Source organism: Pseudomonas sp. WS 5027 (assembly GCF_012985695.1).
GTDB classification, from domain to species: Bacteria; Pseudomonadota; Gammaproteobacteria; order Pseudomonadales; family Pseudomonadaceae; genus Aquipseudomonas; species Aquipseudomonas hygromyciniae.
This window is the reverse complement of the sequence record NZ_JAAQWU010000020.1, coordinates 54,745-79,900: the sequence shown is the minus strand read 5'-3', so window position 1 is coordinate 79,900 and position 25,156 is coordinate 54,745. Positions and strand designations below refer to the sequence as shown.

Here is a 25,156-nt window from a genome sequence, read left to right as displayed (position 1 = left end):
CCCTGTGGGAGCGGGCTTGCTCGCGAAGGCGGCGGGTCAGTTGATGCATAGGTGACTGACCCACCGTCTTCGCGAGCAAGCCCGCTCCCACATTTGTTCCTCATTTATCTTGAGGGGTCAGTGAGTCCAGGACGCGGCGCGCTCGGTGTGCAAGCCGTAGCGCTCGATTGCCTGCTGGCACACTTGCGCCTGCAGGCTACCCTGCTCCACCAGGGCCGACAGCGCGGCGAGGACGATGTGGTGGCGGTCTACCTCGAAGAAGTCGCGCAACGCCGCACGGGTGTCGCTGCGCCCGAAGCCATCGGTGCCCAACACGGTGTAACTCGACCCCAGGTAAGAAGCAATCATCTGTGGCACCGCACGTATGTAATCCGACACCGCAACCACTGGCGCGCCTTGGGGCAGGCAGGTCGCCAGGTGGCTGTGCCGTGGGCTTTGCAGGGGGTGCAGGCGATTGTGGCGCTCCACCTCCCGCGCTTCGCGGGCCAGTTCGCTGAAGCTGGTCACGCTAAACACCTCGCTGTCGATCTGCCAATCGTCTGCCAGTAACTGCGCGGCAGCCTGGGCCTCGCGCACCAGGGTGCCGGAGCCGAGCAGGCGCACCTTGGCGCCGGCACTGCCGTCGAGGCGGTACATGCCTTTGATAACTGCCGCTTCGACGCCCTCGGGCAGGCTCGGCTGCGGGTAGTTTTCGTTCATCAGGGTCACGTAGTAGAACTCGTCGACGTCGTGCTCAAGCATCTGGCGCATGCCATGGTCGAGGATCACCGCAAACTCGCCGGCGAATGCCGGGTCGTAGGCGCGGCAGTTGGGCACGGTCGCGGCCATCAGGTGGCTGCTGCCGTCCTGGTGCTGCAAGCCCTCGCCGCCCAAGGTGGTACGCCCCGCCGTGGCGCCCAGCAAAAAGCCGCGGGCGCGCTGGTCGGCAGCGGCCCAGGTCAGGTCGCCCACGCGCTGGAAACCAAACATCGAGTAGTAGATGTAGAACGGCAGCATGCGCAAACCATGCACCGAGTAACTGGTGGCCGCCGCGACCCAGGAGCTGATGGCGCTGGCCTCGCTGATGCCTTCTTCAAGGATCTGCCCGTCGGTGGCTTCGCGATAACTGAGGATCGAACCGATATCTTCCGGCTCGTAGCGCTGGCCGACGCTGGAATAAATGCCGATCTGCTTGAACAGGTTGGCCATGCCAAAGGTGCGCGCCTCGTCGGCGACAATCGGCACGATCCGCGGGCCCAGGGCCTTGTCCTTGAGCAGGTTGCTGAGCATGCGCACAAAGGCCATGGTGGTGGACATTTCCTTGCCTTGGGCCTGGGTCGCGAAGCCGGCGTAGCCACTTATCAAAGGTACGGGCACCGGCTCGGCGCTCTGGCTGCGGCTGGGCACATAACCCCCGAGGGCGGCGCGGCGCTGGTGCAGGTAGCGCATCTCCGAGCTATCGGCGGCGGGTTTGTAGAAGCTCAGGGATTCGGTCTGCTCGTCGGTCAAGGGCAACTGGAAGCGGTTGCGAAAGCCGATCAACGCCTCGCGGTCGAGTTTTTTCTGCTGGTGGGTGGTCATCTTGCCCTGACCGGCCTCGCCCATGCCGAAGCCTTTCTTGGTCTGGGCCAGGATCACCGTAGGGCGCCCCTTGACCCGCCGCGCAGCGTGATAGGCGGCATGGATTTTCAGCATGTCGTGGCCGCCGCGCTTGAGCCGGTCGATCTGCTCATCGCTCAAGCCAGCCGCCAGCTTGGCCAGGGATTCATTTTGGCCAAAGAAGTGCTCACGGTTATAGGCACCGTCCTTGGCGGCAAAGGTCTGGAACTGCCCGTCCACGGTCTGGGACAAGGTGCGCACCAACGCACCGTCTTCATCCTTGGCCAGCAAGGCGTCCCAGTCCGAACCCCAGACCAGCTTGATCACGTTCCAGCCGGCACCGGCAAACAATGCCTCCAACTCGTCGATGATCCGCCCGTTGCCGCGCACCGGGCCGTCGAGGCGTTGCAGGTTACAGTTGACCACCCAGGTCAGGTTGTCCAAACCTTCGCGGGCAGCCAGGGTCAGGGCTGACATGCTTTCCGGCTCGTCCATCTCACCGTCGCCGAATACGCCCCAGACGTGGCGGTCGGTGGTGTCCTGCAAGCCGCGATGGTGCAGGTAACGCATAAAGCGCGCCTGGAAGATCGAGCTGATCGGGCCGATGCCCATGGAACCGGTGGGAAACTGCCAGAAGTCCGGCATCAACCACGGGTGCGGATAGCTGGACAGGCCACGGGCGCCCGCCTTGACGGCGCCCAGTTCCTGGCGATAGTGGGCCAGGTCCTGCTCGCTCAAGCGGCCTTCAAGAAACGCCCGCGCATAGATGCCGGGCGCGGAATGGGGCTGGTAGAACACCAGATCGCCGCCCTCATTGTTGTGGCGCGCACGGAAGAAATGGTTGAAGCCCACTTCGAACAGGTCCGCCGCGCTGGCATAGCTGGCGATATGGCCGCCCAGTTCGCCATAGGCCTGGTTGGCCCGCACCACCATGGCCAGGGCATTCCAGCGCACCAGCGAGGCCAGGCGTTCTTCGGTGGCCAGGTCGCCGGGAAAGTGGGGCTGCTGATCCACGTCGATACTGTTGATGTACGGCGTGCCATGGCGCGGCTTCCAGCCGATGGCCGGGGTATTGCCGGCGTCGGCCAGCATATCGAGGATCTCCCGCGCGCGCTCAGGGCCGGCGTGGCGCACCAGTGAGTCCAGGGCATCGCGCCACTCGGTGAGCTCCTGCTGGTCAATGGCTGTTTGATTGACTGTCTTGACGAAACCGTTCATGGGCACCTCCGAGCTGTTTTTTCCAGTTTATGTCTGCCCAAAAGGATTTTTTGACTGTTCTGGGTAGGTCAAAGGCCGATTTGCAGCACAAAACACCGAAACACCGCTGATTAAAAGCACGTTGTGCTTCTACCACCTGAAACACCGCAATTGTGTTTAAAATGCCGCCCGTTTAATGATCGACGCTGCCCGATGACCCCAGACGCCCTCGCCCTGCTGCACACCCATTTGCTCGCTGCCCTGCGCGACGTTCCCGCAGAAACCCGGCGCCTGTTCCACGGCCGTGGCCGCTGCTGGCCGGGCCTGGAACAACTGACCGTGGACTGGCTGCAAGGCGTGGTGCTGGTCTCTTTGTTCAAGGAGCCCGAAGCGGTGCAACTGGATGCTTTGCAGCAATTGCTGCGCAACCTCTGCACCAGCAGCGAATGGCAGCAGGCCGGCGCACACACTCTGGCGTTGCAACATCGCTATCTGCCGCAAAGCACCACCGAATGGTTGTGGGGCCAGATGGTCGAGGAGCTGACCATCACCGAAGGCGGCCTGCTGTATCGCATCGACCTGGGCAAAAAACAGAACAGCGGGCTGTTTCTGGATATGCGCTACGGGCGCAATTGGGTACGCGAACACGCCCGTGGCCTACGGGTGCTGAACCTGTTTGCCTACACCTGCGGGTTCTCCGTGGCCGCCATAGAGGGCGGGGCCGAGCATGTGGTCAACCTGGATATGGCCCGTGGCGCCCTGAGCCGGGGCCGCGACAATCACCGGCTCAATGGCCATGACCTGGGCAAGGTGAGTTTCCTGGGCCACGACTTGTTCAAGTCCTGGGCCAAGGTCACCGGCAACGGTCCCTATGACCTGGTGATCATCGATCCGCCGTCCTTCCAGAAAGGCAGCTTCCTGCTGACCAAGGACTATCAGCGCGTGCTACGCCGCCTGCCAGATTTGCTGACGCCCCAAGGCACCGTATTGGCCTGCATGAACGACCCCGCGTTTGGCGAAGACTTCCTGATCGAGGGCGTCACCCGCGAAGCGCCGGGGCTGCGGTTTGAACAGCGCCTGGCCAACCCGCCGGAGTTTCCCGATATCGACCCGCAAAGCGGCTTGAAGGCCCTGGTGTTCCGTCAGGGCTGATGCCGAATCCGTCAACGCTTGCTACGCTAAACCTAACGCCGTGGTGGTGAACCTTATCCCCACCTTTCCGGTCGATACCTGCATCCCTTGGCCAGATTCGACGCGCAATCGCCGTCGGCTGCCGTGTTTCACCTTTTGGAGAACGCCCCTGTGATATCGACCCTGCATGTAGCCAGACTCAAAGCCTGGGGCGCCCATGGTTTTACCGCCACCGGCGTGGTACTGGCCTTCCTCGCGACGCTGGCGCTGCTGGAGAACCAACCCAAGGCCTGCCTGCTGTGGCTGGGCCTGGCATTGATCGTCGATGGCGTGGATGGCTCGCTGGCGCGGCGGGTCAATGTGCAGACCGTGCTGCCAAGCTTCGATGGCTCGGTGCTGGACCTAGTGATCGATTACCTGACGTATGTGTTTATCCCGGCGCTGTTTATCTACCGCTATATCGACCTGCCGGACTTCACTCACCTGTTCACCGTCTCGGTGATCCTGGTGTCGTCGCTGTTCTGCTTCTGCAACGTCAACATGAAGAGCAAGGACAACTACTTCCAGGGCTTCCCCGCCGCCTGGAACGTGGTGGCGCTGTGTGTCTACATCATCGACCCGGACGCCTGGATCACCCTGGCCACGGTGATCGGCCTGGCGCTGCTGACGGTGACGCCGATGAAGTTCCTGCACCCGTTCCGGGTCAAGCGCTTTATGCCGATCAACATTGCAGTGACCACGGTGTGGCTGCTGTGCAGCCTGCTGCTGGTGATCGACCAGCCGTACACCAACAAGCTGACCATGGGCTTGTGGTTGTTGATGTCGGCGTACTTCCTGGGGATTTGTATCTGGCGCACGGCGGTGGAGTGGCTGGATAAATCGCGTAAGGCATAAGGCTTATCGTGGCAAGCGGACTTGTTGTGGGAAGCGGGCTTGTTGTGGCGAGCGGGCTTGCCCCGCGCTGGGCTGCGCAGCAGCCCCCCCAATAACCCCAGACACACCGCGCAATCCGGTTTTGGGGCGGCTTCGCCACCCAACGGGGGCGATACGGCGTTCCGGCAAGCCCCCTCTCCACAAAAGCACCACTGCCACAACATACCGCAGTCAGAACGCCAGCTTGAAGCCAATCAACCCCAGCATCACCGCCAGGCACGGGCGCAGCAGTTCATCCGGCACCCGGCCTGACATATGGCTGCCAAAGTAGATCCCCGGCAGCGACCCCATCAGCAAGAACCCCAACAAATGCCAGTCCATGTTACCCATGCTCGCATGCCCTAGGCCTGCGACCAGGGTCAGCGGTACGGCGTGGGCGATTTCGGTGCCCACCAGGCGCTTGGTGGCCAGGAACGGGTACAGGATAAACAGCGCCACGGTGCCCAGGGCGCCGGCACCGATGGAGGTCAAGGCGACCATGGTGCCGAGGATCGCACCGGTGAACACTGTCAGCCCGTTGAGGTTGCGCGGGCTCATATGGTAGTTGTCGCCCGCATGGCGCTGGGCAAAGGCCAACAATCGCTTCTTGAACAAAATCGCCAGGGCTGTGAGCAGCAGCACCACACCCAGGGCTTGCTTGATCACCTCGTTCATCGCGCTGGGGTCGGTGTGCAGACTCTTGAGGAACCACAGCGTCAGCAACACCGCCGGGACGCTGCCCAGGGTCAGCCAGCCGGTGATGGTCCAGTCGATGTTCTTGTTCTTGCCATGCACCAGCACCCCACCAGCCTTGGTAATGGCTGCGTACAGCAAGTCGGTGCCCACCGCTGTGGCGGGGTTGATGCCGAACCACAACAGGATCGGGGTCATCAGTGACCCGCCACCCACGCCAGTCATGCCGACGATAAAACCAACGATCAGGCCTGCCACTACAAAACCAAAATTACCCACATCCATTACAACTACCTGCGGCCTTATAAAATTCTGGCGGCAGCATAGCGATTTTTCTTATAACGACTTATATCAATACGATCTGACTTTATTCCTTTTGCGTCTCAGGGATTTATTTGTCGCGCCGTGCATCCAGTCAGCCGTGTCGTGAGTAGTACAGGTAGTAGCCACAACGCTGCTCTGCTGTTCACCCCTACGGAGAGACACCGATGAACACTAAACCCCTGCTCTGCCTGACCGTCCTGCTGCTCACTGCACCGGCGGCCTTTGCCCAGACCAGCCTGCCCGATAGCATCAAGGTGCCGGACGGCCACAAGGTGACCATGGAGACCACCGGTGTCGGCGAAATAACCTACGAGTGCCGCGACAAGGCCAACGCCGCCGGCCAGACCGAATGGGTCTTCGTCGGGCCCAAGGCAGTGCTCAATGATCGTAGCGGCAAGCAGGTCGGCACCTACTTCGGCCCGCCCGCTACGTGGCAGGCCCAGGACGGTTCGAAAGTCACCGGCACGCAATTGGCCGTGGCACCGTCCAGCGCAGGCAACCTGCCCTATCAACTGGTCAAGGCCAACCCGGCCGAAGGCAAGGGTGCAATGAATGGTGTCAGCTATATCCAGCGCGTGGCGCTCAAAGGTGGCGTGGCGCCAAGTGCCGAATGCAGTACCGCCAACAAAGGCAAGCAGGAAGTGGTGAAGTACCAGGCGGATTACATCTTCTGGGCGGCCAAATGATGCACCCGGTAAAAAAAGTCGTCTAAGCTGCTGCGTTAGCACCCCGGCCACTCGCGGCCGGGGCTTGACCCTCAAAGGCGTCCCCAATCCTTGCCCGAACCTCTCTTTGACTATGAAGCCTGCCTGTTGGCTTGCGCCCGCGGCGAACAGCAAGCCTTGCGTCAGTTGTATGAACAGGATTGCGCCCGGCTGCTCGGCGTGGCCAAGCGCATTGCGCGGGACACAGCCCTGGCGGAGGACATCGTGCATGAGGCATTTATCAATATCTGGAACGGCGCCGGCGGCTTCGACCCGCGTCGGGGTTCGGCCCGTGGCTGGGTCTATAGCGTGACCCGGCATATGGCGCTCAACGTCATGCGCAAAAAGGGCCGCGAAGTCGCGCTCAGCGATGAGCACGAACACACATTGGTGGCTGAACCCAGCACCGAGCATTTCGAGTACCGCGCCCGTAGCGGCAAGGTTTACCAGTGCCTGGAACACCTGGAACCGTCGCGTCGCAGTTGTATATTGCATGCGTATGTCGACGGTCTGTCCCACAGTGAAATCGCACAGAAACTGGGCACCCCGCTGGGGACTGTCAAAGCCTGGATCAAACGCAGCCTCGCGGCATTGCGTGAGTGCATGGCATGAACCCCGAAAAATTGGATGAATTGGCCGGCGAATACGTACTGGGCACCCTGACGGCCGAGCAACGCCTGCAGGTGCAGCAACGCCTGGAACACGATGCACCCTTGCGCGCGGCGGTGGAGGCCTGGGAACAGCGCCTGTTGCCGCTGACCGAGCTGGCCGAGCCGGTGGCGCCTTCGCCCTATCTGTGGCGGCGCATTGAACGCAGCCTGGGCCATCACGCCGTGGGCGATACGCCGTCGGTGCCATGGTGGAACCTGCTTGCACTGTGGCGTGGCCTGGCCGGCGCAGGTTTATTGGCCAGCTTGGTGCTGGCTTCGCTGTTGCTGACCCGCCCCGCCGCCATCAACCCAACGGCCTACGTGGTGGTACTGATGGCGCCACAAAGCCAGGCCCCAGGCTGGGTGGTCCAGGCCAGCAACGATCAGCAAATCCAGTTGATCCCCCTGGGCGTCATGCAGATACCGGCGGACAAGGCATTGGAGTTCTGGACCAAGGGTGACGACTGGCAAGGCCCGGTTTCCCTCGGGCTGGTCAAGCCGGGGCAGAGCCTGTCGATCCCCCTGGATAAACTGCCGCCGCTGGCGCCCAACCAACTGTTCGAGATGACCCTGGAAGGCCCCAATGGCTCGCCGACCGGTAAGCCGACCGGGCCGATCCAGGCGATTGGCCGGGCTGTAAAGGTGATCTAGCACTGGATTAAAACGCCGACTCGCGCCATCCTCCGCGTTTTACGCCGCCTTATCTGCGGCGCTTGACGCTCAAAGGATATTTTCATGCACGACCCAGCCCTCGCCCCTGCCGATTTCGAGTTCATCGAAGACATTCTGCTCAAGTACGGCGACGACAACTCGGTACTGAACCTGGCCGAGCTCGATGGCTACTTCACCGCCCTGGTATCCGGCCCGGATCTGGTGGAGTTTGACATCGGGTTCCCGGCCATCTGGGGCGACCAGATCCCGGCATGGGAAAGCAAGGAAGAGCTCAAGCAGTTTATCGACCTGTGCACACGCCATATCACTAGCATTGCCCAGCGGTTGGCCAGTGATGCCCAGGGCTTCCAGGCGCGCTTTGAACACACCGAACACCAGGGCCTGCCGCTGCCCCTCGCCGAAGAATGGTGCTTTGGCTATATCCGCGGCGCCGCGATCAGCCAATGGCCCCCTTTGCCAGCCGAGCAGGCAGCACACTTGGAAGCCATCGCTTGGCGCGCCGAGCAGGACAACTTTGAATTGCCAGCCGACCTGGATGTGGCAGTCCATCAACAACAGGTAGCACGCATTGAACCTGCGGCCAGGGCCTTGCATGCCTATTGGTTGAGCCAGCGCGGTTAAACCTGCGCCATGATTTGACCCTAGCGTGCCGGATGGTCGATTATTCGTCTCCGCCAGCCGGCCACTCCCAGCCACCGCGCCTTGAATCAGGAGCCTTGTACCTTGAGTTCGCAGAAAACCGTGACCGTGACACCGCCCAACTTTCCATTGCACGGCAAGGTAGCGCCTCCCGGCTCCAAATCCATTACCAACCGCGCCCTGTTGCTGGCGGCTCTGGCCAAGGGCACCAGCCGCCTGAGTGGTGCGCTGAAAAGCGACGACACCCGGCATATGTCCGTGGCGTTGCGCCAGATGGGCGTGACCATTGATGAGCCGGATGACGTGACCTTTGTCGTCACCGGCCACGGCAAGCTGCAACTGCCGGCGCAACCATTGTTCCTCGGCAACGCCGGCACCGCGATGCGCTTTCTCACGGCCGCCGTGGCGACCGTGGAAGGCAGCGTGGTACTGGATGGTGACGAGTACATGCAAAAGCGCCCCATCGGCCCGCTGCTGGCGACCCTGAAGCAGAACGGCATCCAGGTTGAAAGCCCCACCGGCTGCCCGCCAGTGACCGTGCATGGCACTGGCCGCATCCAGGCCAAGCGCTTCGAGATCGATGGTGGCCTGTCCAGCCAATACGTGTCGGCACTGCTGATGCTCGCGGCCTGCGGCGAGGCCCCTATCGAGGTGGCATTGACCGGCAAAGACATCGGCGCCCGTGGTTACGTCGACCTGACCCTGGACTGCATGCGCGCGTTTGGCGCCCAGGTGGAAGTGGTCAACGACAGCACCTGGCGCGTGGCCCCTACCGGCTACATCGCCAATGATTACCTGATCGAACCCGACGCGTCTGCCGCCACCTACTTATGGGCTGCCGAAGTGCTGACCGGCGGCAGCATCGACCTGGGCGTCGCCGCACAGGATTTCACCCAGCCCGACGCCAAGGCCCAGGCCGTGATCGCCCAGTTCCCGCAAATGCCGGCCACGGTGGTCGGCTCGCAGATGCAGGACGCCATCCCGACCCTGGCGGTGCTGGCGGCATTCAACAACACCCCGGTGCGCTTCACCGAACTGGCCAACCTGCGGGTCAAGGAATGCGACCGCGTCCAGGCCCTGCATGACGGCCTCAACGAAATCCGCCCGGGGCTGGCGACCATCATCGGTGACGACTTGCTGGTGGCCAGCGATCCGGCATTGGCGGGCACAGCCTGCACCGCGCTGATCGACACCCACGCCGACCACCGCATCGCCATGTGCTTTGCCCTCGCGGGCCTGAAAGTCTCGGGCATCCGGATCCAGGACCCTGACTGCGTGGGCAAGACCTATCCTGAGTACTGGAACGCCCTGGGCAGCCTGGGCGTGCAACTGACCTACTGAGCCGTCAGCACCAGCGTGGGGAGGGAGTGATCATGACAATTCGCCAACCCTGCCCACCTGCTGTGTGTGATTGCGAGCGCGAGCAGTTGCTCGATGCGCCCGGCGCCGACCAGCGCATCCTGCAACTGACCCGCCAGGAAGAAAAAAAGCTGCTTGAACGCCTGGAAAACCTGCAAAGCCTGGCTGATCTTGAGCGCATGCAACACCTGATGCACCAGCAATTGGGCATCCGCGTGCACATCGCCCCAGGGCATACCGAAGTCAAAAGCATGCGCGGGATCCAGATCGTCATCGACGAACTGCCGGGGTTGTGTCGCAAGACTCGGCAGTCGATTCCGGCGGCGATTCGCAAAGGGCTGGAGAAGCGGCCGGAGATTGCGTATCGGCTGCTCGATGCCCACGACCTTTTCCGCGACAGCCCGCCGTTGTTGTGACCAACCGGCTTTATCTGGCCCAGGGGTGGGCAGTTGTGGAAAGGGGCTGATGTGGCTAGGGGGCTTGCCGGAACGCCGTATCGCCCCCGTTGGGTTGCGCAGCAGCCCTAAAACCTGCCACCTCGGTGTGTCTGGTGGAGCATGGTGAGCCGGTTGGGGTGGCTTCGCCACCCAGCGCGGGGCAAGCCCGCTCGCCACATAAAGCTAGTGGTCCACAGTAAATTCGAGGGCGCTGCAAGTTCCCTGTGGCGAGGGGGCTTGTCCCCCGCTGGGCTGCGCAGCAGCCCTAAAGCCTGCCACCTCGGGGTGTCTGGCAGAGCATGGTAGGCGGTTGGGGTGGCTTCGCCACCCAGCGCGGGGCAAGCCCGCTAGCCACATAAAGCTAGTGGTCCACAATAAGTTCGATGGTGTGGCAAGTTCCCTGTGGCTAGGGGGCTTGCCGGAACGCCGTATCGCCCCCGTTGGGTTGCGCAGCAGCCCCAAAACCTGCCATCTCGGTGTGTCTGGTGGTGCATGGGGAGGCGGTTGGGGTGGCTTCGCCACCCAGCGCGGGGCAAGCCCGCTCGCCACATAAAGCTAGTGGTCCACAGTAAATTCGAGGGCGCTGCAAGTTCCCTGTGGCGAGGGGGCTTGCCGGAACGCCGTATCGCCCCCGTTGGGCTGCGCAGCAGCCCTAAAGCCTGCCACCTCGGGGTGTCTGGCAGAGCATGGTGAGGCGGTTGGGGTGGCTTCGCCACCCAGCGCGGGGCAAGCCCGCTCGCCACATAAAGCTAGTGGTCCATAGTAGGTTCGAGGGGGCTGCAAGTTCCCTCCCCACAACAACGGCTCCTGGTCAGGCCAAGCGGCTCTGTACGAATAGCCGGGCCTTGCGGGTCATCTGGTCGAAATGCCGGTCGCGCTGTTTCTCGGCGTCGATCATCGCGCGCTTGCCGTGCTTTTGCAGCAGGTAGGTGTGGATCTGCCGCACTTCCAACGAGCTGTAGATCGACGCTACGTCCAACACGCCCATCAGGCCATCGGTGCTGTAGTCGCGGGTGTTCATCAACACCTGGGTGCCACGCACGCCGCGCACCTGGAAGCCCATGGCTTCGAACGCCGGGACTTTTTCCACCGCGCAGGTCAGTTCGCCATGGGGGTAGCGGCTGAGCATTTCATTCATCATCGCCCGCGCCACGCCCTGACGGCGGTGGCTGGCATGCACGGCCATATAGGCCACGCCGCAAGCCTGGGGGTCGTCCTTGACCGGCAGGTACAGCAAGAAGCCGACGACCTTGGCCGGATCCTGCTCATCGGTCGCCACAATCAGCTCGACCGCAATGCCCTTGGCCCCACCCAGCGCCTCCAGATACAGGTGCACTTCGTAGCCGATTGCATACTGGTAGATGTTGTACAGCAGGTTGCTCGGCGGTAAGGCGACCGAGCTGATATCGGTCAGGTAGTCGACCACCATCTGCAGGATCTGGCTGTTGACGGGCTCGGGGCATGGAGTGGTGTAGTGGGTAAGGGTGAACATCGAATTCCTGTTTCCTGGTATTTCGCAATCAAGGCAGCGGGGATTGTACCTGTTCTGCGCCACACACCTGGCGCAAACAGCCGCGCAACCAGCGATGCGCCAGGTCTGCATCCAGGCGTGGATGCCAGAGCATCGCCACGCTGAACGGCGGCACCTGCACCGGCAGGGCAAAACTGAACAGGCCATCACGCAGGCCGCTGGTATAGCGCTCGGGAACGCTGGCAATCAGATCGGTCCTTTGCGCCAAGGCCACGGCCGTGGAAAAGCCGGTGACGATGGTCGCCACGTCTCGCGTCAGGTGCAAGGCCTCGAGGGCGTCGTCGATCTGCCCGCGTTCGCGCCCGCGCCGAGACACGTAGATATGCCGGCCAGCGGCGTAGCGTGCGGTGGTGATGGGGCCTTGGCTCAATGGGTGGTCGGCGCGCACCACACCGATAAAACGGTCGCGAAACAACAACTGGGTGAGGACTTCCGGGTTGGCGCTGCTATCGACAACGCCGGTTTCCAGGTCCACGCCGCTGTCGCGCAGCGGTGTACCGGGCTTATGCACAAAGTGCAGGCGCACGCCGGGCGCCTGCTCGGCAACACGGGCGATCAACGCGGGGCCGAAACTTTCGACGAACCCTTCGCTGGTGCGCAGCACGAAGGTCCGCACCAGGCCCTTGAGGTCCAGGACCTGCAGCGGACGCAGCAGCGCTTCGGCCTCCTGCACCAGTTGGCCGACCCGTTCGCGCAGTTCCAGGGCCCGGGGCGTCGGCACCAGGCCGCGGCCGGCGCGCACCAGCAGCGGATCGCCAGTGGTTTCCCGCAGCCGCGCCAACGCACGGCTCATGGCCGAGGGGCTCAGGCCCAGGCGTTGGGCGGCACGGGCGACGCTGCCTTCGGCAAGCAGTACGTCCAGGGTAACCAGCAGGTTGAAGTCCGGTAGCGACACGGCGGCGATCCTTATCAGGCGCTTGACGCACGTATAGAGTGCAACTGGTGCGTCTTCCGCCATGTTAGGCGACGTCGTAGATTGCGGGCAACGACCACGGTCAGAACAAGGAAATCCCATGACGTCCCCTACCCCACGCGGCGCGCTCGCCGGTTTGTCGTTGTGCATGCTCCTGGCTTCACTGGGCACCAGCATTGCCAATGTCGGCCTGCCTCAAATGGCCGACGCCTTTAGCGCAGCCTTTGCGGCGGTGCAGTGGGTGGTGCTGAGTTACTTGCTGGCGATCACCGCCGTGCTGGTAGGTGTCGGTCGCCTGGGGGATCGTTTCGGCCATCGCCGCCTGCTGTTGGCGGGCGTGCTGGTCTTCGCCGTCGCTTGTGCCCTGTGCAGCGCCGCGCCTTCTCTTGGCGTGCTGGTCGCGGCGCGGGCGCTGCAAGGGTTTGGCGCGGCGATCATGCTGGCAATGACTATGGCACTGGTCGCGGCCACCGTGCCCAAGGCGCAAACCGGGCGCGTCATGGGGTTGCTGGGCACCCTGTCAGCGGTGGGCACAGGCCTGGGACCGGCCATCGGTGGCGCTCTGATTGCGGCGTCTGGCTGGCGTGCGCTGTTTCTGGTGATGTTGCCGTTGGCCGCCCTCGCCTTTGCGCTGGTGCAACGCACCCAGGCCGATAGGGATCCGCAACCACCGGGCGCCGTGCGCTTGAGTGTCTTCGCGACACTCCATGATCGCGCCCTGGGCGCCGGGCTTGGCATGAGTACGCTAGTGGCCGCGGTGATGATGACCACCCTGGTCGCCGGGCCTTTTTACCTGAGCCATGGCATAGGACTCGATCCCGCGCAGATGGGCCTGGCGATGGCGGTAGGTCCGTGTATCGCGGCGCTGGCGGGTGTACCGGCCGGGCGCCTGACCGACCGCTGCGGCAGTTACGCCACCACCCTGGGCGGACTGCTGTGCATGCTGGCCGGCTGCCTGATGCTGGGGTTGATGCCCCTGGGCGCCGCCGGTTACATCGGCGCGCTGGGGATCCTCACCCTGGGCTACGCGCAATTCCAGGCAGCCAACAACACGGCGGTGATGAGCGATGTGCCAGCGGATCGACGCGGAACGATTGCAGGCTGGCTAAACCTGTCACGCAATCTGGGCTTGATTATCGGTGCGTGGGCGCTGGGGGCGGTGTTTGCCTGGGGCATGGGCGATATCCATTCGGCCCTGCCCGCAGCGGTTGGCCGGGGGTTTCACCTGGCGTTCGGGGTGGCCTCGGGGCTGGTCGCACTGGCGCTGCTGCTGGCCTGCTCGCGCCGGGTAAAAACCCTGCCGGCCAGCACGACGCCTTGACAAGGGAAAATCGTAACAGCTATTGTCTGACAACCTGATCACCTAGGTTTTGCCATGCTTGAGCTCCAGCGTCCAGATTCCCTCGTCGTGCGTGTTGTCAGCGCCATACGGGCCGAGATTGACTCCGGACAACTGGCGCCCGAGTCGCGCCTGCCGACCGAGCAGCAACTGGCCGAACAGTTGAATGTCAGCCGTTCGGTGGTGCGCGAGGCGATTGCCCAGCTCAAGGCCGATGGCGTACTGACCGCCCGGCGTGGCCTGGGCTCGTTCATTTCGCAGACCCCGGCCGGTACGGTATTCCGCTTTCCAGAAAAGAACGGCCGGCGCCCTGACCTCGCGCAAATGTTCGAAGTGCGCTTGTGGATCGAAACCCAGGCCGCCTCCATTGCCGCCCAACGCCGTGACGCGGACGACCTGCAGCGCATGAAACGGGCCCTGCAGGAAATGCACGACAAGCGCGCAGACTTTGAAGCCGCCGCCCTCGCCGACGTGGAATTTCACCGGGCCATCGCCGACGCCAGCAAAAACGAATACTTCGTCGCCTTCCACGACTTTTTGCGCAGCCAGTTGGCCAGCGCGCGCAAGACCGCCTGGGAAAACTCGGCGTCGCGCTTTGCCAGCGGCTCGGCCGACGCCACCCAGGAGCACCAGGCGCTGTACCAGGCCATCGTCGACGCCGACCCCCAAGGCGCCGCCGCTGCCGCCGAGGCGCATTTGCGCGCTGCCGCCAAACGCCTGCAACTGGAGCTGCCCGCAACCCACTGATGGACCCAACACCGATAAAGCGTGCCTGCGGGCGCGCCGTTTTTTTAACAAAAACATTAGTCTGACAACCTGATAAGCAGACTGAAATGTACTGATTTAGGTAGCCCACATGATTTATGACTTTTGCATCATCGGCGGCGGGATTGTCGGCCTGGCCACCGCGATGGAGCTGCTCAAGCGCCAGCCCAACGCGTCCCTGGTGATCCTGGAAAAGGAAGCGCTATTGGCCAAACACCAGACCGGTCACAACAGCGGCGTGATCCATGCCGGCATCTACTACGCGCCGGGCAGCCTGAAGGCCGACCTGTGCAAACGCGGCGCCGAAGCCACCAAACAGTTCTGCAGCGAGCATGGGATCAAGTTCGAGGTGTGCGGCAAATTGCTGGTGGCCTCCACGGCCCTGGAAGTGCAGCGCATGGAAGCGCTCTATGCGCGCTCGCAACTCAACGGGATGAAAGTCGAGCGCCTGGACGCCGACCAGTTGCGTGCCCGCGAACCGAACATCGTCGGCCTTGGCGGGCTGTTCCTCGACGCTACCGGGATTGTTGACTACCGCCAGGTCTGCGAGACCATGGCCGAGGTAATTCGCCGCAGTGGCGGCGAGATCTGCCTGGAAAAAACCGTCACCGCGATTGCCGAAGACACCGACAAAGTCACCGTCAGCACCCACGATGGCGCCTGGCAGGCGCGGCACCTGGTGGTGTGCGCCGGCCTGCAATCGGACCGCCTGGCGACCCTGGCCGGGATTGATATCGACCACCAGATCATCCCGTTCCGTGGCGAGTATTTCCGCTTGCCCGCGTCGAAGAACAACATCGTCAACCACTTGATCTACCCGATCCCGGATCCGGAATTGCCGTTCCTGGGGGTGCACCTGACCCGCATGATCGATGGCAGCGTCACCGTCGGCCCCAGTGCCGTGCTGGGCCTGGGCCGGGAGAACTACAAGAAGTTTTCCATCAACTGGAAGGATGTGGCCGAGTACGCGCGCTTCCCCGGGTTCTGGAAAACCATCTGGCAGAACCTCGGCTCCGGCAGTGTGGAAATGAAGAACTCATTGTTCAAGTCTGGCTACCTGGAGCAATGCCGCAAGTATTGCCCATCCCTGGAACTCGACGATCTGCTGCCCTATGAAGCCGGGATCCGCGCCCAGGCGGTGATGCGTGACGGCACTTTGGTACACGACTTTCTGTTCGCCCAGACGCCACGCATGTTGCACGTGTGCAACGCGCCATCACCGGCGGCCACCTCTGCCATTCCGATTGGCGAAATGATCGCCGACCGCATGTTCACACCAAACTAAATACCCCTGTAGGAGCTGCAGCCTCGCCAAGGCTCCACAGCTCCTACATTCGCCCGCGTTTGCAACACCCTAATAAATATAATGACTGAGAAGGAAGTACAGCATGACGGCAAAAGCCCACAACCCCGCCACGGTGGAAACCCCGGCACAAACCAAGAAACGCCTGCGCAAGGTCGCTGCCGCCACCATCTTTGGTTCGATGCTGGAGTGGTATGACTTCTACCTCTACGCAACCATGGCGGCGATTGTCTTTTCGAAAATCTTCTTTGATAACAGTGATCCGAAGACCGCGACCCTGATGGCGTTTTCCACTTTCGCCATCGGTTTTATCGCCCGCCCCTTCGGCGGCATTCTGTTCGGCTACCTGGGCGACAAGTTCGGTCGTAAACATGTACTGGTGTTGACCTTCTGCATGATGGGCGTGTGCACCACGCTGATCGGCCTGATCCCCAGCTACGCGTCGATTGGCATCTGGGCGCCGATCATTCTGGTGTTTATCCGCATCATCCAGGGCCTGGGCGCCGGCGCTGAGCTGTCGGGGGCAGCGGTCACTTCCTACGAGCATGCGTCAGAAGGCAAGCGCGGCAGCCAAGGTGCCTGGCCGGCGCTGGGCTTGAACCTCGGCCTGCTGCTGTCATCGCTGACCGTGTACCTGCTGACCATCAATGGCAATGAGTTCCTGCTGGCCGGCGGCTGGCGTATCCCGTTTATCTGCAGCATCGCCCTGGTGGGTGTGGGCCTGTGGGTACGTAACAGCATTCCGGAAACCCCGGAGTTCAAGGAGTTGAGCCAGGAGCCGGCCAAGGCCAAGGTCTCGCCGCTCAAGGCCCTGTTCAAGAACGACCTCAAGGGCCTGGCCGTGGTGTTCTTCGTGGCTATTGGCTACAACGCCCTGAGCTATATCTTCAAGACCTTTTCCCTGGCCTACCTCACCCAGTTCAAGGGTGTCGACGTGCATGTCACTTCGCTGTCGGTAACCATCGCCAGCCTGGTCGCCATTGTCGCCGTGCCGTGCTTCGGCTGGCTGTGTGACAAGTGGAGCAGCAAGTCGGTATTGGTGCTTGGTGGCGTGCTGTCGCTGCTGTTCGCCTACCCGTTCCTGGCGCTGTTGAACACCGGTGAAAGCCTGATGATCTACCTGGCCATCGGGATCGGCACCGGGATCCTCGCGCCAATGATGTTCGCCCCCCAGGGTTCGTTCCTGAGCCGCCAGTTTCCGACGCAGACCCGCTCTTCGGGCTTTGGTACCGGGCGTGAAATCGGTACGGCCATCGCCGGGGGCTTGGCGCCGCTGGGTGCCTTGTCGATGGTTGCGGCCTCGACCACGCACTCGACAAGCGGCGTGGTGATCATCCTCGCCATCGCCTCGGTGCTGGTGGTGGTGTTTGCCCTGTGTGACCAGGGCCGCAAGCACTCGGCATTCAAGAACTGAGGGCAAAATGTTGCCCAAGGGGTGCATCTGCGCCCCTTGATCGCGCATCATGGGCACTTTCATGCTCAAGGGAAACGTCCATGCGCGTTCTGTCATTGATGATGGGTGTTACCACAATGGCCGCCAGCCTGGTGTTTTGCGCCACCGCGTCGGCGAGCGAAGAGAGTCAACTGATCGACTCAATCAACCAGTACCGCAGCCAACTGCAGCGCTGTGGCGACCAGGGTTCCCAGGAGTTGCCACCGCTGGCGGTCGACCCGCGTCTGGTATTGCCAGTCAATAATGTCGGCGACTTGCAACAGGCCTTGGCCCAGGCGGCCTACCCGATGGTGAATGTGCAGGCGATCAGCCTGTCCGGGCCTCGCGACGCGCAATCGGCGATGAAAGCGGTGCGCGAGAGTTTCTGCCGGGTGGTGCTGGACCCGCAGTTCGTCGATATCGGCGTCAGCAACAATGGCCAGGACTGGCGCATTGTCCTCGCCCGCCCGCTGTTGAGCCGCGGCCTGGCCAGCTCCCAGGAAGCCGGCCCGCAATTGCTGGAGATGGTCAACGCCGCGCGCAAGCAACCGCGCCAATGTGGTGAGCAGGCCTTCGAGGCCACCACGCCACTGGCCTGGAACGCGCAACTGGCGAGCGCCGCCGACAGTCATGCACGCAACATGGCCAACCACAATTTCTTCGACCACTTGGACCGTGACGGCCGCACCCCGGGCGATCGCGCGGAACTGGCTGGCTATGTGGCCCAACAGGTCGGTGAAAATATTGCAGCGGGCCTGGATACGCCGCGCAAAGTGGTCGATGGCTGGCTCGCCAGCCCCGGACATTGCGCCAACTTGATGAACCCACGGTTTCGTGAATTGGGTGCCGCCTATGGGCTGGATCCGAAAAGCGACGCGGGGATTTACTGGACGGCGCTGCTAGGCGTGCAATAGCGCTGAACTGCCGGACATTGCCCGGGTCTGTTGTTTGATATTGCGGTGCCATATCGCAGCGTGGGACGAACTAGGTATTGAGTAGATGACAGACTGGCTACAAGGCTGCGGTGAGATGGCCGAACGGGTTCGCCGCCATGACTGGGCCAATACTCCCCTGGGGTCGATGGACCAATGGCCGGATGTGCTCAAGACGACCGTGTCGTTGAGCCTTGCCTCCCATTTCCCCCAGGCGATAGTCTGGGGCCCCGAGTTGATCACCCTGTACAACGACGCGTTCCTCCCGATCCTCGGTAACAAGCCCGACGCACTGGGCCAGCCCTTCAGTACGATCTGGCAGGAAGCCTGGCGCCAGATCAGCCCGATCGCCGATGCCGCATTTGCAGGTCGCGCCACGTTTATCGAAGACTTCCCGTTGATCGTCGAGCGTGGTGCTGCGCCGGAACAGGCCTATTTCACGTTTTGCTACAGCCCGATCCGCGATGCCTGCGGCAACGTTGTGGGCATGCTCGATACCGTCACCGAAACCACCAGCTCGGTGTTCATGGCCCGCCGCCTCGCTGTGCTGGATGCGATCAGCAACGGGGTGGCCAATGCCACCGATCCTGCCGCGATCATGGCGGCCACCACGCAGATACTGGCGACCCACCTGAACCTGTCCAACTGCGCCTATGCCGACATGGACGCCGATGAAGACGGCTTTACCATTCGCGGCAACTGGGCCGCCCAAGGCTCGCCCAGCATCGTCGGGTATTACCGCCTGGCGGACTTCGGCCAATTGGCGGTCGAGCGCCTGCAGGCCGGTGAGCCGTTGATCATTAATGACAACCTCACGGAACTGACGCCCGAGGAAGCCGCGACCTTCCAGGCTATTGGCGTGACGGCGACGATTTGCATGCCGTTGATCAAGTCCGGACGCTTGACCGCGCTGATGGCCATTCACGACCGCGTGCCACGCCGCTGGTCTTCCTACGACCTGGCGCTGCTGGGTGAGGTCACGGAGCGCTCTTGGGCGCATATTGAACGGGTGCGCGCCGATGCCATCGTGCGCGAGGGCCTGTCGGCGCTGGCCGATTTGAACGCGACTCTGGAACAGCGGGTGGTGGAACGAACCACCCTGCTCAACCAGACTGAAGCGGCGTTGCGCCAGTCGCAGAAGCTTGAAGCCATCGGCCAGTTGACCGGAGGCGTGGCCCACGACTTCAACAACCTGCTGACGATCATCCGCTCGTCAGTCGACTTCCTGCGCATGCCCAACCTGCCCGAAGAGCGCCGTCAGCGCTATATGAATGCCGTGACCGATACCGTAGAGCGTGCCAGCAAGCTGACCAGCCAATTGCTCGCCTTCGCCCGGCGCCAACCGCTGAACCCGCAAGTGTTCAATGTGGGCCAGCGCGTACAGAACATCGGTGACATGCTGGAGACGGTCACCGGCGCACGGATCCATGTCAGCGTGCAATTGCCGGAACTGGCCTGTTACGTCTGCGCGGACTCCAGCCAATTTGAAACCGCCTTGATCAACATTGCCCTCAATGCCCGGGATGCGATGGACGGCCAGGGCACGCTGGTGTTGCGCCTGGAAAGAGACCAGCCGCTGCCGTGCATACGCGGGCATGGCGGTTCAGGCAAACCTTTCGTGGCAATCTCCCTGGCAGACACCGGCAGCGGAATTGCCCAGGCGACCTTTGAACGCATCTTCGAGCCGTTCTTCACCACCAAGGAGGTCGGTAAGGGCACCGGGCTCGGGCTGTCACAGGTGTTCGGGTTCGCCAAGCAGTCGGGGGGTAACGTCGATGTCGCCAGCGTACTCGGCCAGGGCACCGTGTTTACGTTGTATCTGCCGCAAGTGGAGCCCGAATCAATCCTCGACAACACGGTCCAGACGCCGCTGGAACTGAACCCGGACGCCGTGCGGCGGCGCATCCTGATCGTGGAAGACAACTTGGAAGTGGGCCGTTTCGCCAACCAGATCCTGCAGGACCTGGGTTACCAGACCGTCTGGGCCACCCATGCCGAAGAGGCCCTGGAGATGATCGGCCCGGATGCACGGGCGTTCGACGGGGTATTTTCCGACGTGGTGATGCCGGGCATGGGTGGCGTGGCGCTGGCCCGGGAGTTGCGCCGACGCCGGCCCAACCTGCCAGTGATCCTCACGTCCGGCTACAGCGCGGAACTGGCCAGTTGTGGCTATGACGGCTTCGAGTTCCTGGCCAAGCCCTACTCCGCCGACCAGATTTCACGGGTACTGGCCAAGATCATGGGCAAGGATTGAGGCTAGGACGCAACCGCCACCTGGTTGCGCCCCATGGCCTTGGCGCGGTACAGGGCTTGGTCGGCGGCATTCATCAAGTGCTGCAAGTCGTCACCCACAGCATAGTTCGATGCCACTCCCAGGCTCGCACTCAATACCTGTACCGGGTCGATGCTCAAGCGAGCAATGGCGCGGATCAGTTGCTCGCCGATCTCTCGCGCCACTTCCAGGGTGGTATCAGGTAGCAACACCGCAAACTCCTCGCCCCCCAGCCGCCCGTAGATATCCGACTGGCGAAAAGACGCGCTGATCACCTGGCCGATCTGGCGCAACACCTGATCCCCGACCTGGTGGCCATAGTTGTCGTTGATCGCCTTGAAGTGATCCATGTCCAGCATCAGCGCGCATAACGGCTGGTGAGTGCGCTTGCATTGGTCATAGAGCACCTGGGCTTTTTCAAAGAACGCGCGGCGGTTCATCAGCCCGGTGAGTTCATCGGTTTGCGCGGCGCGCGTTGAAATACTGTGGGCCCGCTCTATTTCGCGGGTCAGGCGAAACGCCGTCTCCAGGGCCTCGGACAATTTACGCGAAGCGCCCACGACAAATGACGAGAACACCAGCACGGCAACAGCCATGCCCATCTGCATCTTGGAAGGTTGAAACAACAGCCACAGGGTGCACGGCAAAAGCACCAGGGCCATGGACACTATGGTCATGTAACGGTAGGCCGAGTAGCACGACACCGCGCTGACCGACATGCCCACGGCAAAGAGCATGACCAGCGCCTGGGTCAAGCGGTCATCGGCGGGCATCACGGCAAAGGCCCCCATGCCCCAGATCCCGGCGGACAACACCAGGGTGATCCAATAATGACGCTCCCAGCGCTGGGGCGTGCGCTCGCTGCGGGGGCTGCGAAAATACTGGAGGAACATCGACAAACGCAGGACCGACGAGCCGGCCAGCAATACCAGCCAACCGATCATCAGCCGGGGTTCAAGCCGGTCCCAACATAGCCAGCAGAGCATGCCTGCGGCCAGATAGCTGCCAAAAACCGCAGAGACGGATTGGCGAAACAACTGACGCAGGCGATCAGTGCGCACCTGCTCTTCGATGAAAAAATCCTGGTGCTGCTCACGCCCAAGGCCATTCATTTGGTTCGCCTGATCCTAGTGCTGCGACAAAATGGCATTGTGGCACCCTGCCAGCACTCAGGACAGCGAAATTCATTGTAGATACGGGGTAAAAGCCCGCGTTAAAGCTATCGGGCTACTGAAGGAGACGGCTTGCCGGCGATCCTTACAAGGAGTGAGACAACGACCAGCGTTTTTTAAAGGTCGAGAGCTGATAGGCAATCGCCAGCCAGATAAACCACCCCGGCATGACACACAGTGCCAATCGGGTATCCGGACGCAGCGCCAGCAGGCACAGGACGAACCCGAGGAACGCCAGGGAGCACCACGCCATCGGCACGCCGCCAGGCATCTTGTAGTGTGACGACGCGTGCAGGTCAGGTCGTTTCTTACGCGTGCTGCGGCGCCAGCTGGGGATCGCCTCGATCCAGTCGAGCCTGGCGTTGCGCGAGGTGAAGACCACCAGCCGGGTGACGATTCCAGGGCGTCGGGATAAGTGGGTGTGAGCTGCGAGCCTAAAGACTCACGCTCATCTGCCGATAGCGAAGTCCTTACAACGTTTCATTCGTAAGGTCTGTCACTTGCAAGAGGCAATAGACAGTCAATATGTTCGAATTGACGAGGATAGTTTCAAATGATTTTTTTGGTTATTGCCGCCGTAGGGGCACTGCTTGTTTTTTACAAGCTATGGGCCGCAGCTCCATCAGAGCAAAAGTATGAAAAATTCAGCGCAGTCTCATCTTTTTTCACATTGGCGGTTGCCTTTAGTGCGGCATTCGTTGCCTACGACCAGTTGAATGAATCGAAACTGGCTTCGGCCAAGTCGATCTACAAAGATTACATTTCTCTGGCCTTTGCAAACCCGAAGTTTTCCGCAGCCTCCTACCCCATTGAGTCACCGCGATTCGAGAGCTTTAAGCCGGGCAGCGAGGAATATGAACAATATGAGTATTTTGTTGGGTTCCTGCTGTACTCCGCCGAATCGATCTTGCCGCTGGTGGGGGATGATGAAAACTGGTACTCAACATTGAGCGACCAGTTGATGTACCACGCGCTTTATCTGAAAAGCGGCAAGGCCAATATCAAGAACTACTCACCACAAATCGACAGCATCGTGAATGAAGCAATAAGGCGCTACGAGCAAGAGCCCCTCCAGAAATGCCCACAACCGTCGTAGCCGTGAACGAGTCCGTCTCTACGCAGTTCTGAGCCATGGCCAGCGAGCCTGATAGCTCCTGGCTTTGTGCTCGAGCAGCTCTGGCTACGGGGTGATGGGGTTGACCATCGCCAGTTCGACCAGCCTCTAGGCCGTCAATTTCATACGCATTCCCTTGCCGTTACTGCATGTTGAAAACGCAGGTTATACCAGAGTCTCATCAACCCTTGAGCGCCGCCTCAATGCCGGCGATGTCGATTTTCACCATGCCCATCATTGCCTTGAATGCGCGTTTGGCCGCCGCAGGATCGGGATGGATGATCGCTGCCGTGAGCACCCGTGGGGTGATTTGCCAAGAGAGGCCCCACTTATCACGGCACCAGCCACAGGCAACCTCCTCGCCGCCGTTGCCGACAATCGCCTGCCACAGGCGATCCGTTTCGGCCTGGTCGTCAGTGGCCACCTGGAATGAAAACGCCTGGTTGTGCTGGATACCCGGCCCGCCATTGAGGCCCAGGCACGGGATGCCCATGACGGTGAACTCCACGGTCAGGACATCGCCTTGCTTGCCCGCAGGATAATCGCCCGGGGCTTTATGGACGGCATCTACCGTACTGTCCGGGAATGTGCGGGCGTAGAAGTTGGCAGCCTCTAGTGCGGCGCCGTCGAACCAGAGGCAGATGGTGTTTTTGTGGGGCATCTGGAGTCTCCAGGAAAGGCAAGTGAGCCTTGAGTCTAGCCCCTGTTTTCCAACATCAGAGCGTGCTGCGTGATGCCAATTTCATTGCCAGCCACGAGAGCGTACGCGTGGCGTCCATGGGACGTGCGCAGAGATAGCCCTGGCCCTGAAGGCAGCCCAACTTGAGCAGGTGCTGGCGCTGGCTTTCGTGCTCTATGCCCTCTACTACAACCGCCATATCCAGCGCTTGAGCCAATGCCAGGGTGCTGCTGATCACTGCACGGTTACGCCGGCTGCGATCAAGGTCGCGCACGAAACGTGCATCGAGCTTGATCTCGGTGAATGGCAGTAGGCACAGGCGCTCCAACGACGAGTAGCCAATACCAAAATCATCGATAGACAGGCCGGCGCCCATCATCCGCAGACGGATCAAGGTTTCGAGCACCTTGGGACAGACCTCCAGCAGCCCGCTTTCGGTGATTTCGAACGTCAGGCGTGACGCAGGTATCGCGTAGCCCTCCAGCGCCGTGTACAGATGCGCCAGCAGTGACTCATTGGACAGTTGCTGTGCGTCCAGATTAAACGCCAGTGACAATACCTGCCCCTGCGTCTGCGCCGCTTGCAGGAAGGCCAAGCCCTGGTCCAGCAGGGCAAAAAACAGCTCATCCATCAAACCGAACTGGCTGACCTGGGGCAGAAAGTCCGCCGGGCCTAGCACGCCGTACTGCGGATGCTGCCAGCGCGCGAGAACTTCGAGGCTGGCGACTTCACCGGTCGCCAAATTGAACTTGGGTTGAAAAAATGCCTTGAGCTCATGCCCGGCAATGGCCTGTTCAAGGCCTGCCTGGCTGACGCTCCTGTAGCGAGCCTTCTGCGGTGCGTGCTCGGTGGCAAGGGTGGTTTCCAGATATCGGCTTAACAGCGGCGTTATCGACCCAGCGCGCACCGGCACATCGACATACCCCAGGACGCTGACCCCAAGCATGCCGACCATACGCTCAATGGCGTCCTGCAGGTCTGGGGCAATAGCACTGCAAATGATGAGCGCCTTGACCCGATGGCTACGGCCAAGTAGCTCAAGCGTCGCCAGCCCCTGCATGCCCTCCTCCTTCAGGGCACAGAGCACGATATCCACCGCCCCTGTGTGGTCCAACAACTGCAGCGCAGCGTTCACATCAGCCACGCCCAGCACGCTGTCACATCCTGCCTCCTGGAAGGCCTGAGTGGCAACGAGCTGCTTGAAGGGGTGATCTTCGACGACCAGGACACGAATCGGCAGAAAGGACATGACACATCACAGATGAGATAAAAGTGCGCCCATTCTCACGACACCTCCTACCGGCGTATTTAGGAAAACGCCCAAATCGAAATCGAAAATTCCACGGGGCTTGAAAACTCCGCCAATCAACCGGGGGAGCTGGCTTGCATGCGATGGCCACCGGTAGCT

22 protein-coding genes and 1 pseudogene are annotated in these 25,156 nt (G+C 61.8%); 15 read left to right on the top strand and 8 right to left on the bottom strand.

The window, feature by feature from the left end; translation table 11 throughout:
- Positions 1-117: 117 nt before the first annotated feature.
- Positions 118-2,796: an alpha-ketoglutarate dehydrogenase gene (mdeB, locus tag HBO09_RS22445; protein WP_169998875.1), complete on the bottom strand. Its 2,679-nt coding sequence runs from the start codon at positions 2,794-2,796 to the stop codon at positions 118-120.
- A gap of 192 nt (positions 2,797-2,988) precedes the next feature.
- Between mdeB and HBO09_RS22440 the strand changes: the two genes are divergently transcribed.
- The gene (locus HBO09_RS22440) at positions 2,989-3,927 is read left to right on the top strand and encodes a class I SAM-dependent methyltransferase (RefSeq protein WP_169998874.1); all 939 of its coding nucleotides are present in this window, start codon (positions 2,989-2,991) and stop codon (positions 3,925-3,927) included.
- 150 nt (positions 3,928-4,077) lie between these two features.
- Positions 4,078-4,800 carry a phosphatidylcholine synthase gene (gene pcsA, locus HBO09_RS22435; RefSeq protein ID WP_029295130.1) on the top strand — a complete coding sequence of 241 codons (723 nt, stop codon included), beginning with the start codon at positions 4,078-4,080 and terminating at the stop codon, positions 4,798-4,800.
- Positions 4,801-5,010: 210 nt separating this feature from the next.
- Here the strand turns inward: pcsA and HBO09_RS22430 are convergent, their stop codons facing one another.
- Positions 5,011-5,796 (bottom strand): sulfite exporter TauE/SafE family protein, encoded by a 786-nt coding sequence (locus tag HBO09_RS22430; protein ID WP_169998873.1) that lies wholly within the window; start codon positions 5,794-5,796, stop codon positions 5,011-5,013.
- Between the two features lie 203 nt (positions 5,797-5,999).
- On the opposite strand from HBO09_RS22430, the gene HBO09_RS22425 reads away from it, so the two are divergent.
- The 6 genes from HBO09_RS22425 to HBO09_RS22400 all read left to right on the top strand — a co-directional run bounded on the left by HBO09_RS22425 (position 6,000) and on the right by HBO09_RS22400 (position 10,275).
- Complete coding sequence (locus HBO09_RS22425) at positions 6,000-6,521, top strand: DUF3455 domain-containing protein (RefSeq protein WP_169998872.1); 522 nt, start codon at positions 6,000-6,002, stop codon at positions 6,519-6,521.
- 90 nt (positions 6,522-6,611) lie between these two features.
- The gene (locus HBO09_RS22420; RefSeq protein WP_169998871.1) at positions 6,612-7,151 is read left to right on the top strand and encodes a sigma-70 family RNA polymerase sigma factor; all 540 of its coding nucleotides are present in this window, start codon (positions 6,612-6,614) and stop codon (positions 7,149-7,151) included.
- Entirely contained in the window at positions 7,148-7,840 is a 693-nt protein-coding gene (locus HBO09_RS22415; protein WP_169998870.1) for an anti-sigma factor, read from the top strand. The genes HBO09_RS22420 and HBO09_RS22415 overlap by 4 nt, the downstream gene beginning before the upstream one ends.
- Positions 7,841-7,924: 84 nt before the next feature.
- Positions 7,925-8,482 (top strand): UPF0149 family protein, encoded by a 558-nt coding sequence (locus HBO09_RS22410; protein ID WP_169998869.1) that lies wholly within the window; start codon positions 7,925-7,927, stop codon positions 8,480-8,482.
- A gap of 102 nt (positions 8,483-8,584) precedes the next feature.
- Entirely contained in the window at positions 8,585-9,841 is a 1,257-nt protein-coding gene (gene aroA, locus HBO09_RS22405) for a 3-phosphoshikimate 1-carboxyvinyltransferase (RefSeq protein WP_169998868.1), read from the top strand.
- A 32-nt stretch (positions 9,842-9,873) separates the two neighbouring features.
- On the top strand, positions 9,874-10,275 hold the full coding sequence (locus HBO09_RS22400; protein ID WP_169998867.1) for a hypothetical protein: 402 nt from the start codon (positions 9,874-9,876) through the stop codon (positions 10,273-10,275).
- 832 nt (positions 10,276-11,107) lie between these two features.
- Here HBO09_RS22400 and HBO09_RS22395 read toward each other — a convergent pair.
- Entirely contained in the window at positions 11,108-11,788 is a 681-nt protein-coding gene (locus HBO09_RS22395; RefSeq protein ID WP_169998866.1) for a GNAT family N-acetyltransferase, read from the bottom strand.
- Between the two features lie 28 nt (positions 11,789-11,816).
- Positions 11,817-12,722, bottom strand: coding sequence for a LysR family transcriptional regulator (locus tag HBO09_RS22390; protein WP_169998864.1), 906 nt, complete (start codon positions 12,720-12,722; stop codon positions 11,817-11,819).
- Positions 12,723-12,840: 118 nt separating this feature from the next.
- Here HBO09_RS22390 and HBO09_RS22385 point away from each other — a divergent pair, with 118 nt between their 5' ends.
- The 6 genes from HBO09_RS22385 to HBO09_RS22360 all read left to right on the top strand — a co-directional run bounded on the left by HBO09_RS22385 (position 12,841) and on the right by HBO09_RS22360 (position 20,765).
- The gene (locus HBO09_RS22385) at positions 12,841-14,061 is read left to right on the top strand and encodes an MFS transporter (protein WP_169998862.1); all 1,221 of its coding nucleotides are present in this window, start codon (positions 12,841-12,843) and stop codon (positions 14,059-14,061) included.
- A 54-nt stretch (positions 14,062-14,115) separates the two neighbouring features.
- Positions 14,116-14,826, top strand: a complete 711-nt coding sequence (locus HBO09_RS22380) for a FadR/GntR family transcriptional regulator (protein WP_057959528.1) — start codon at positions 14,116-14,118, stop codon at positions 14,824-14,826.
- Positions 14,827-14,935: 109 nt separating this feature from the next.
- Entirely contained in the window at positions 14,936-16,129 is a 1,194-nt protein-coding gene (gene lhgO / locus HBO09_RS22375) for an L-2-hydroxyglutarate oxidase (RefSeq protein ID WP_169998859.1), read from the top strand.
- Positions 16,130-16,232: 103 nt separating this feature from the next.
- Positions 16,233-17,561 (top strand): MFS transporter, encoded by a 1,329-nt coding sequence (locus HBO09_RS22370; RefSeq protein WP_169998857.1) that lies wholly within the window; start codon positions 16,233-16,235, stop codon positions 17,559-17,561.
- An 80-nt stretch (positions 17,562-17,641) separates the two neighbouring features.
- Positions 17,642-18,493, top strand: a complete 852-nt coding sequence (locus tag HBO09_RS22365) for a CAP domain-containing protein (protein WP_169998855.1) — start codon at positions 17,642-17,644, stop codon at positions 18,491-18,493.
- An 85-nt stretch (positions 18,494-18,578) separates the two neighbouring features.
- Positions 18,579-20,765, top strand: a complete 2,187-nt coding sequence (locus HBO09_RS22360; protein WP_169998853.1) for a response regulator — start codon at positions 18,579-18,581, stop codon at positions 20,763-20,765.
- A gap of 2 nt (positions 20,766-20,767) precedes the next feature.
- Here the strand turns inward: HBO09_RS22360 and HBO09_RS22355 are convergent, their stop codons facing one another.
- Entirely contained in the window at positions 20,768-21,895 is a 1,128-nt protein-coding gene (locus HBO09_RS22355) for a diguanylate cyclase (protein WP_169998851.1), read from the bottom strand.
- Positions 21,896-22,040: 145 nt separating this feature from the next.
- A pseudogene (locus HBO09_RS22350) lies at positions 22,041-22,268 on the bottom strand (amino acid transporter); the annotation flags it as partial.
- A gap of 240 nt (positions 22,269-22,508) precedes the next feature.
- Here HBO09_RS22350 and HBO09_RS22345 point away from each other — a divergent pair.
- Positions 22,509-23,051 carry a hypothetical protein gene (locus HBO09_RS22345; RefSeq protein ID WP_169998849.1) on the top strand — a complete coding sequence of 181 codons (543 nt, stop codon included), beginning with the start codon at positions 22,509-22,511 and terminating at the stop codon, positions 23,049-23,051.
- Positions 23,052-23,250: 199 nt separating this feature from the next.
- On the opposite strand, the gene HBO09_RS22340 is transcribed toward HBO09_RS22345, so the two are convergent.
- Both HBO09_RS22340 and HBO09_RS22335 read right to left on the bottom strand, forming a co-directional pair.
- Positions 23,251-23,730 (bottom strand): VOC family protein, encoded by a 480-nt coding sequence (locus HBO09_RS22340; protein WP_169998847.1) that lies wholly within the window; start codon positions 23,728-23,730, stop codon positions 23,251-23,253.
- A 55-nt stretch (positions 23,731-23,785) separates the two neighbouring features.
- Positions 23,786-24,997 carry an EAL domain-containing response regulator gene (locus HBO09_RS22335; protein WP_169998845.1) on the bottom strand — a complete coding sequence of 404 codons (1,212 nt, stop codon included), beginning with the start codon at positions 24,995-24,997 and terminating at the stop codon, positions 23,786-23,788.
- Positions 24,998-25,156 lie beyond the last annotated feature (159 nt).

What these genes read in the sequence shown, in the direction of transcription:
- HBO09_RS22385 (WP_169998862.1), top strand. Translation starts at nt 12,841, where the DNA reads ATGACGTCCCCTACCCCACGCGGCGCGCTCGCCGGTTTGTCGTTGTGC.
- HBO09_RS22400 (WP_169998867.1), top strand. Translation starts at nt 9,874, where the DNA reads ATGACAATTCGCCAACCCTGCCCACCTGCTGTGTGTGATTGCGAGCGC.
- lhgO (WP_169998859.1), top strand. Translation starts at nt 14,936, where the DNA reads ATGATTTATGACTTTTGCATCATCGGCGGCGGGATTGTCGGCCTGGCC.
- HBO09_RS22340 (WP_169998847.1), bottom strand. Translation starts at nt 23,730, where the DNA reads ATGCCCCACAAAAACACCATCTGCCTCTGGTTCGACGGCGCCGCACTA.
- HBO09_RS22365 (WP_169998855.1), top strand. Translation starts at nt 17,642, where the DNA reads ATGCGCGTTCTGTCATTGATGATGGGTGTTACCACAATGGCCGCCAGC.
- HBO09_RS22440 (WP_169998874.1), top strand. Translation starts at nt 2,989, where the DNA reads ATGACCCCAGACGCCCTCGCCCTGCTGCACACCCATTTGCTCGCTGCC.
- HBO09_RS22380 (WP_057959528.1), top strand. Translation starts at nt 14,116, where the DNA reads ATGCTTGAGCTCCAGCGTCCAGATTCCCTCGTCGTGCGTGTTGTCAGC.
- HBO09_RS22370 (WP_169998857.1), top strand. Translation starts at nt 16,233, where the DNA reads ATGACGGCAAAAGCCCACAACCCCGCCACGGTGGAAACCCCGGCACAA.
- mdeB (WP_169998875.1), bottom strand. Translation starts at nt 2,796, where the DNA reads ATGAACGGTTTCGTCAAGACAGTCAATCAAACAGCCATTGACCAGCAG.
- HBO09_RS22355 (WP_169998851.1), bottom strand. Translation starts at nt 21,895, where the DNA reads ATGAATGGCCTTGGGCGTGAGCAGCACCAGGATTTTTTCATCGAAGAG.
- HBO09_RS22415 (WP_169998870.1), top strand. Translation starts at nt 7,148, where the DNA reads ATGAACCCCGAAAAATTGGATGAATTGGCCGGCGAATACGTACTGGGC.
- HBO09_RS22410 (WP_169998869.1), top strand. Translation starts at nt 7,925, where the DNA reads ATGCACGACCCAGCCCTCGCCCCTGCCGATTTCGAGTTCATCGAAGAC.
- HBO09_RS22335 (WP_169998845.1), bottom strand. Translation starts at nt 24,997, where the DNA reads ATGTCCTTTCTGCCGATTCGTGTCCTGGTCGTCGAAGATCACCCCTTC.
- HBO09_RS22360 (WP_169998853.1), top strand. Translation starts at nt 18,579, where the DNA reads ATGACAGACTGGCTACAAGGCTGCGGTGAGATGGCCGAACGGGTTCGC.
- HBO09_RS22430 (WP_169998873.1), bottom strand. Translation starts at nt 5,796, where the DNA reads ATGGATGTGGGTAATTTTGGTTTTGTAGTGGCAGGCCTGATCGTTGGT.
- HBO09_RS22345 (WP_169998849.1), top strand. Translation starts at nt 22,509, where the DNA reads ATGATTTTTTTGGTTATTGCCGCCGTAGGGGCACTGCTTGTTTTTTAC.
- HBO09_RS22395 (WP_169998866.1), bottom strand. Translation starts at nt 11,788, where the DNA reads ATGTTCACCCTTACCCACTACACCACTCCATGCCCCGAGCCCGTCAAC.
- HBO09_RS22425 (WP_169998872.1), top strand. Translation starts at nt 6,000, where the DNA reads ATGAACACTAAACCCCTGCTCTGCCTGACCGTCCTGCTGCTCACTGCA.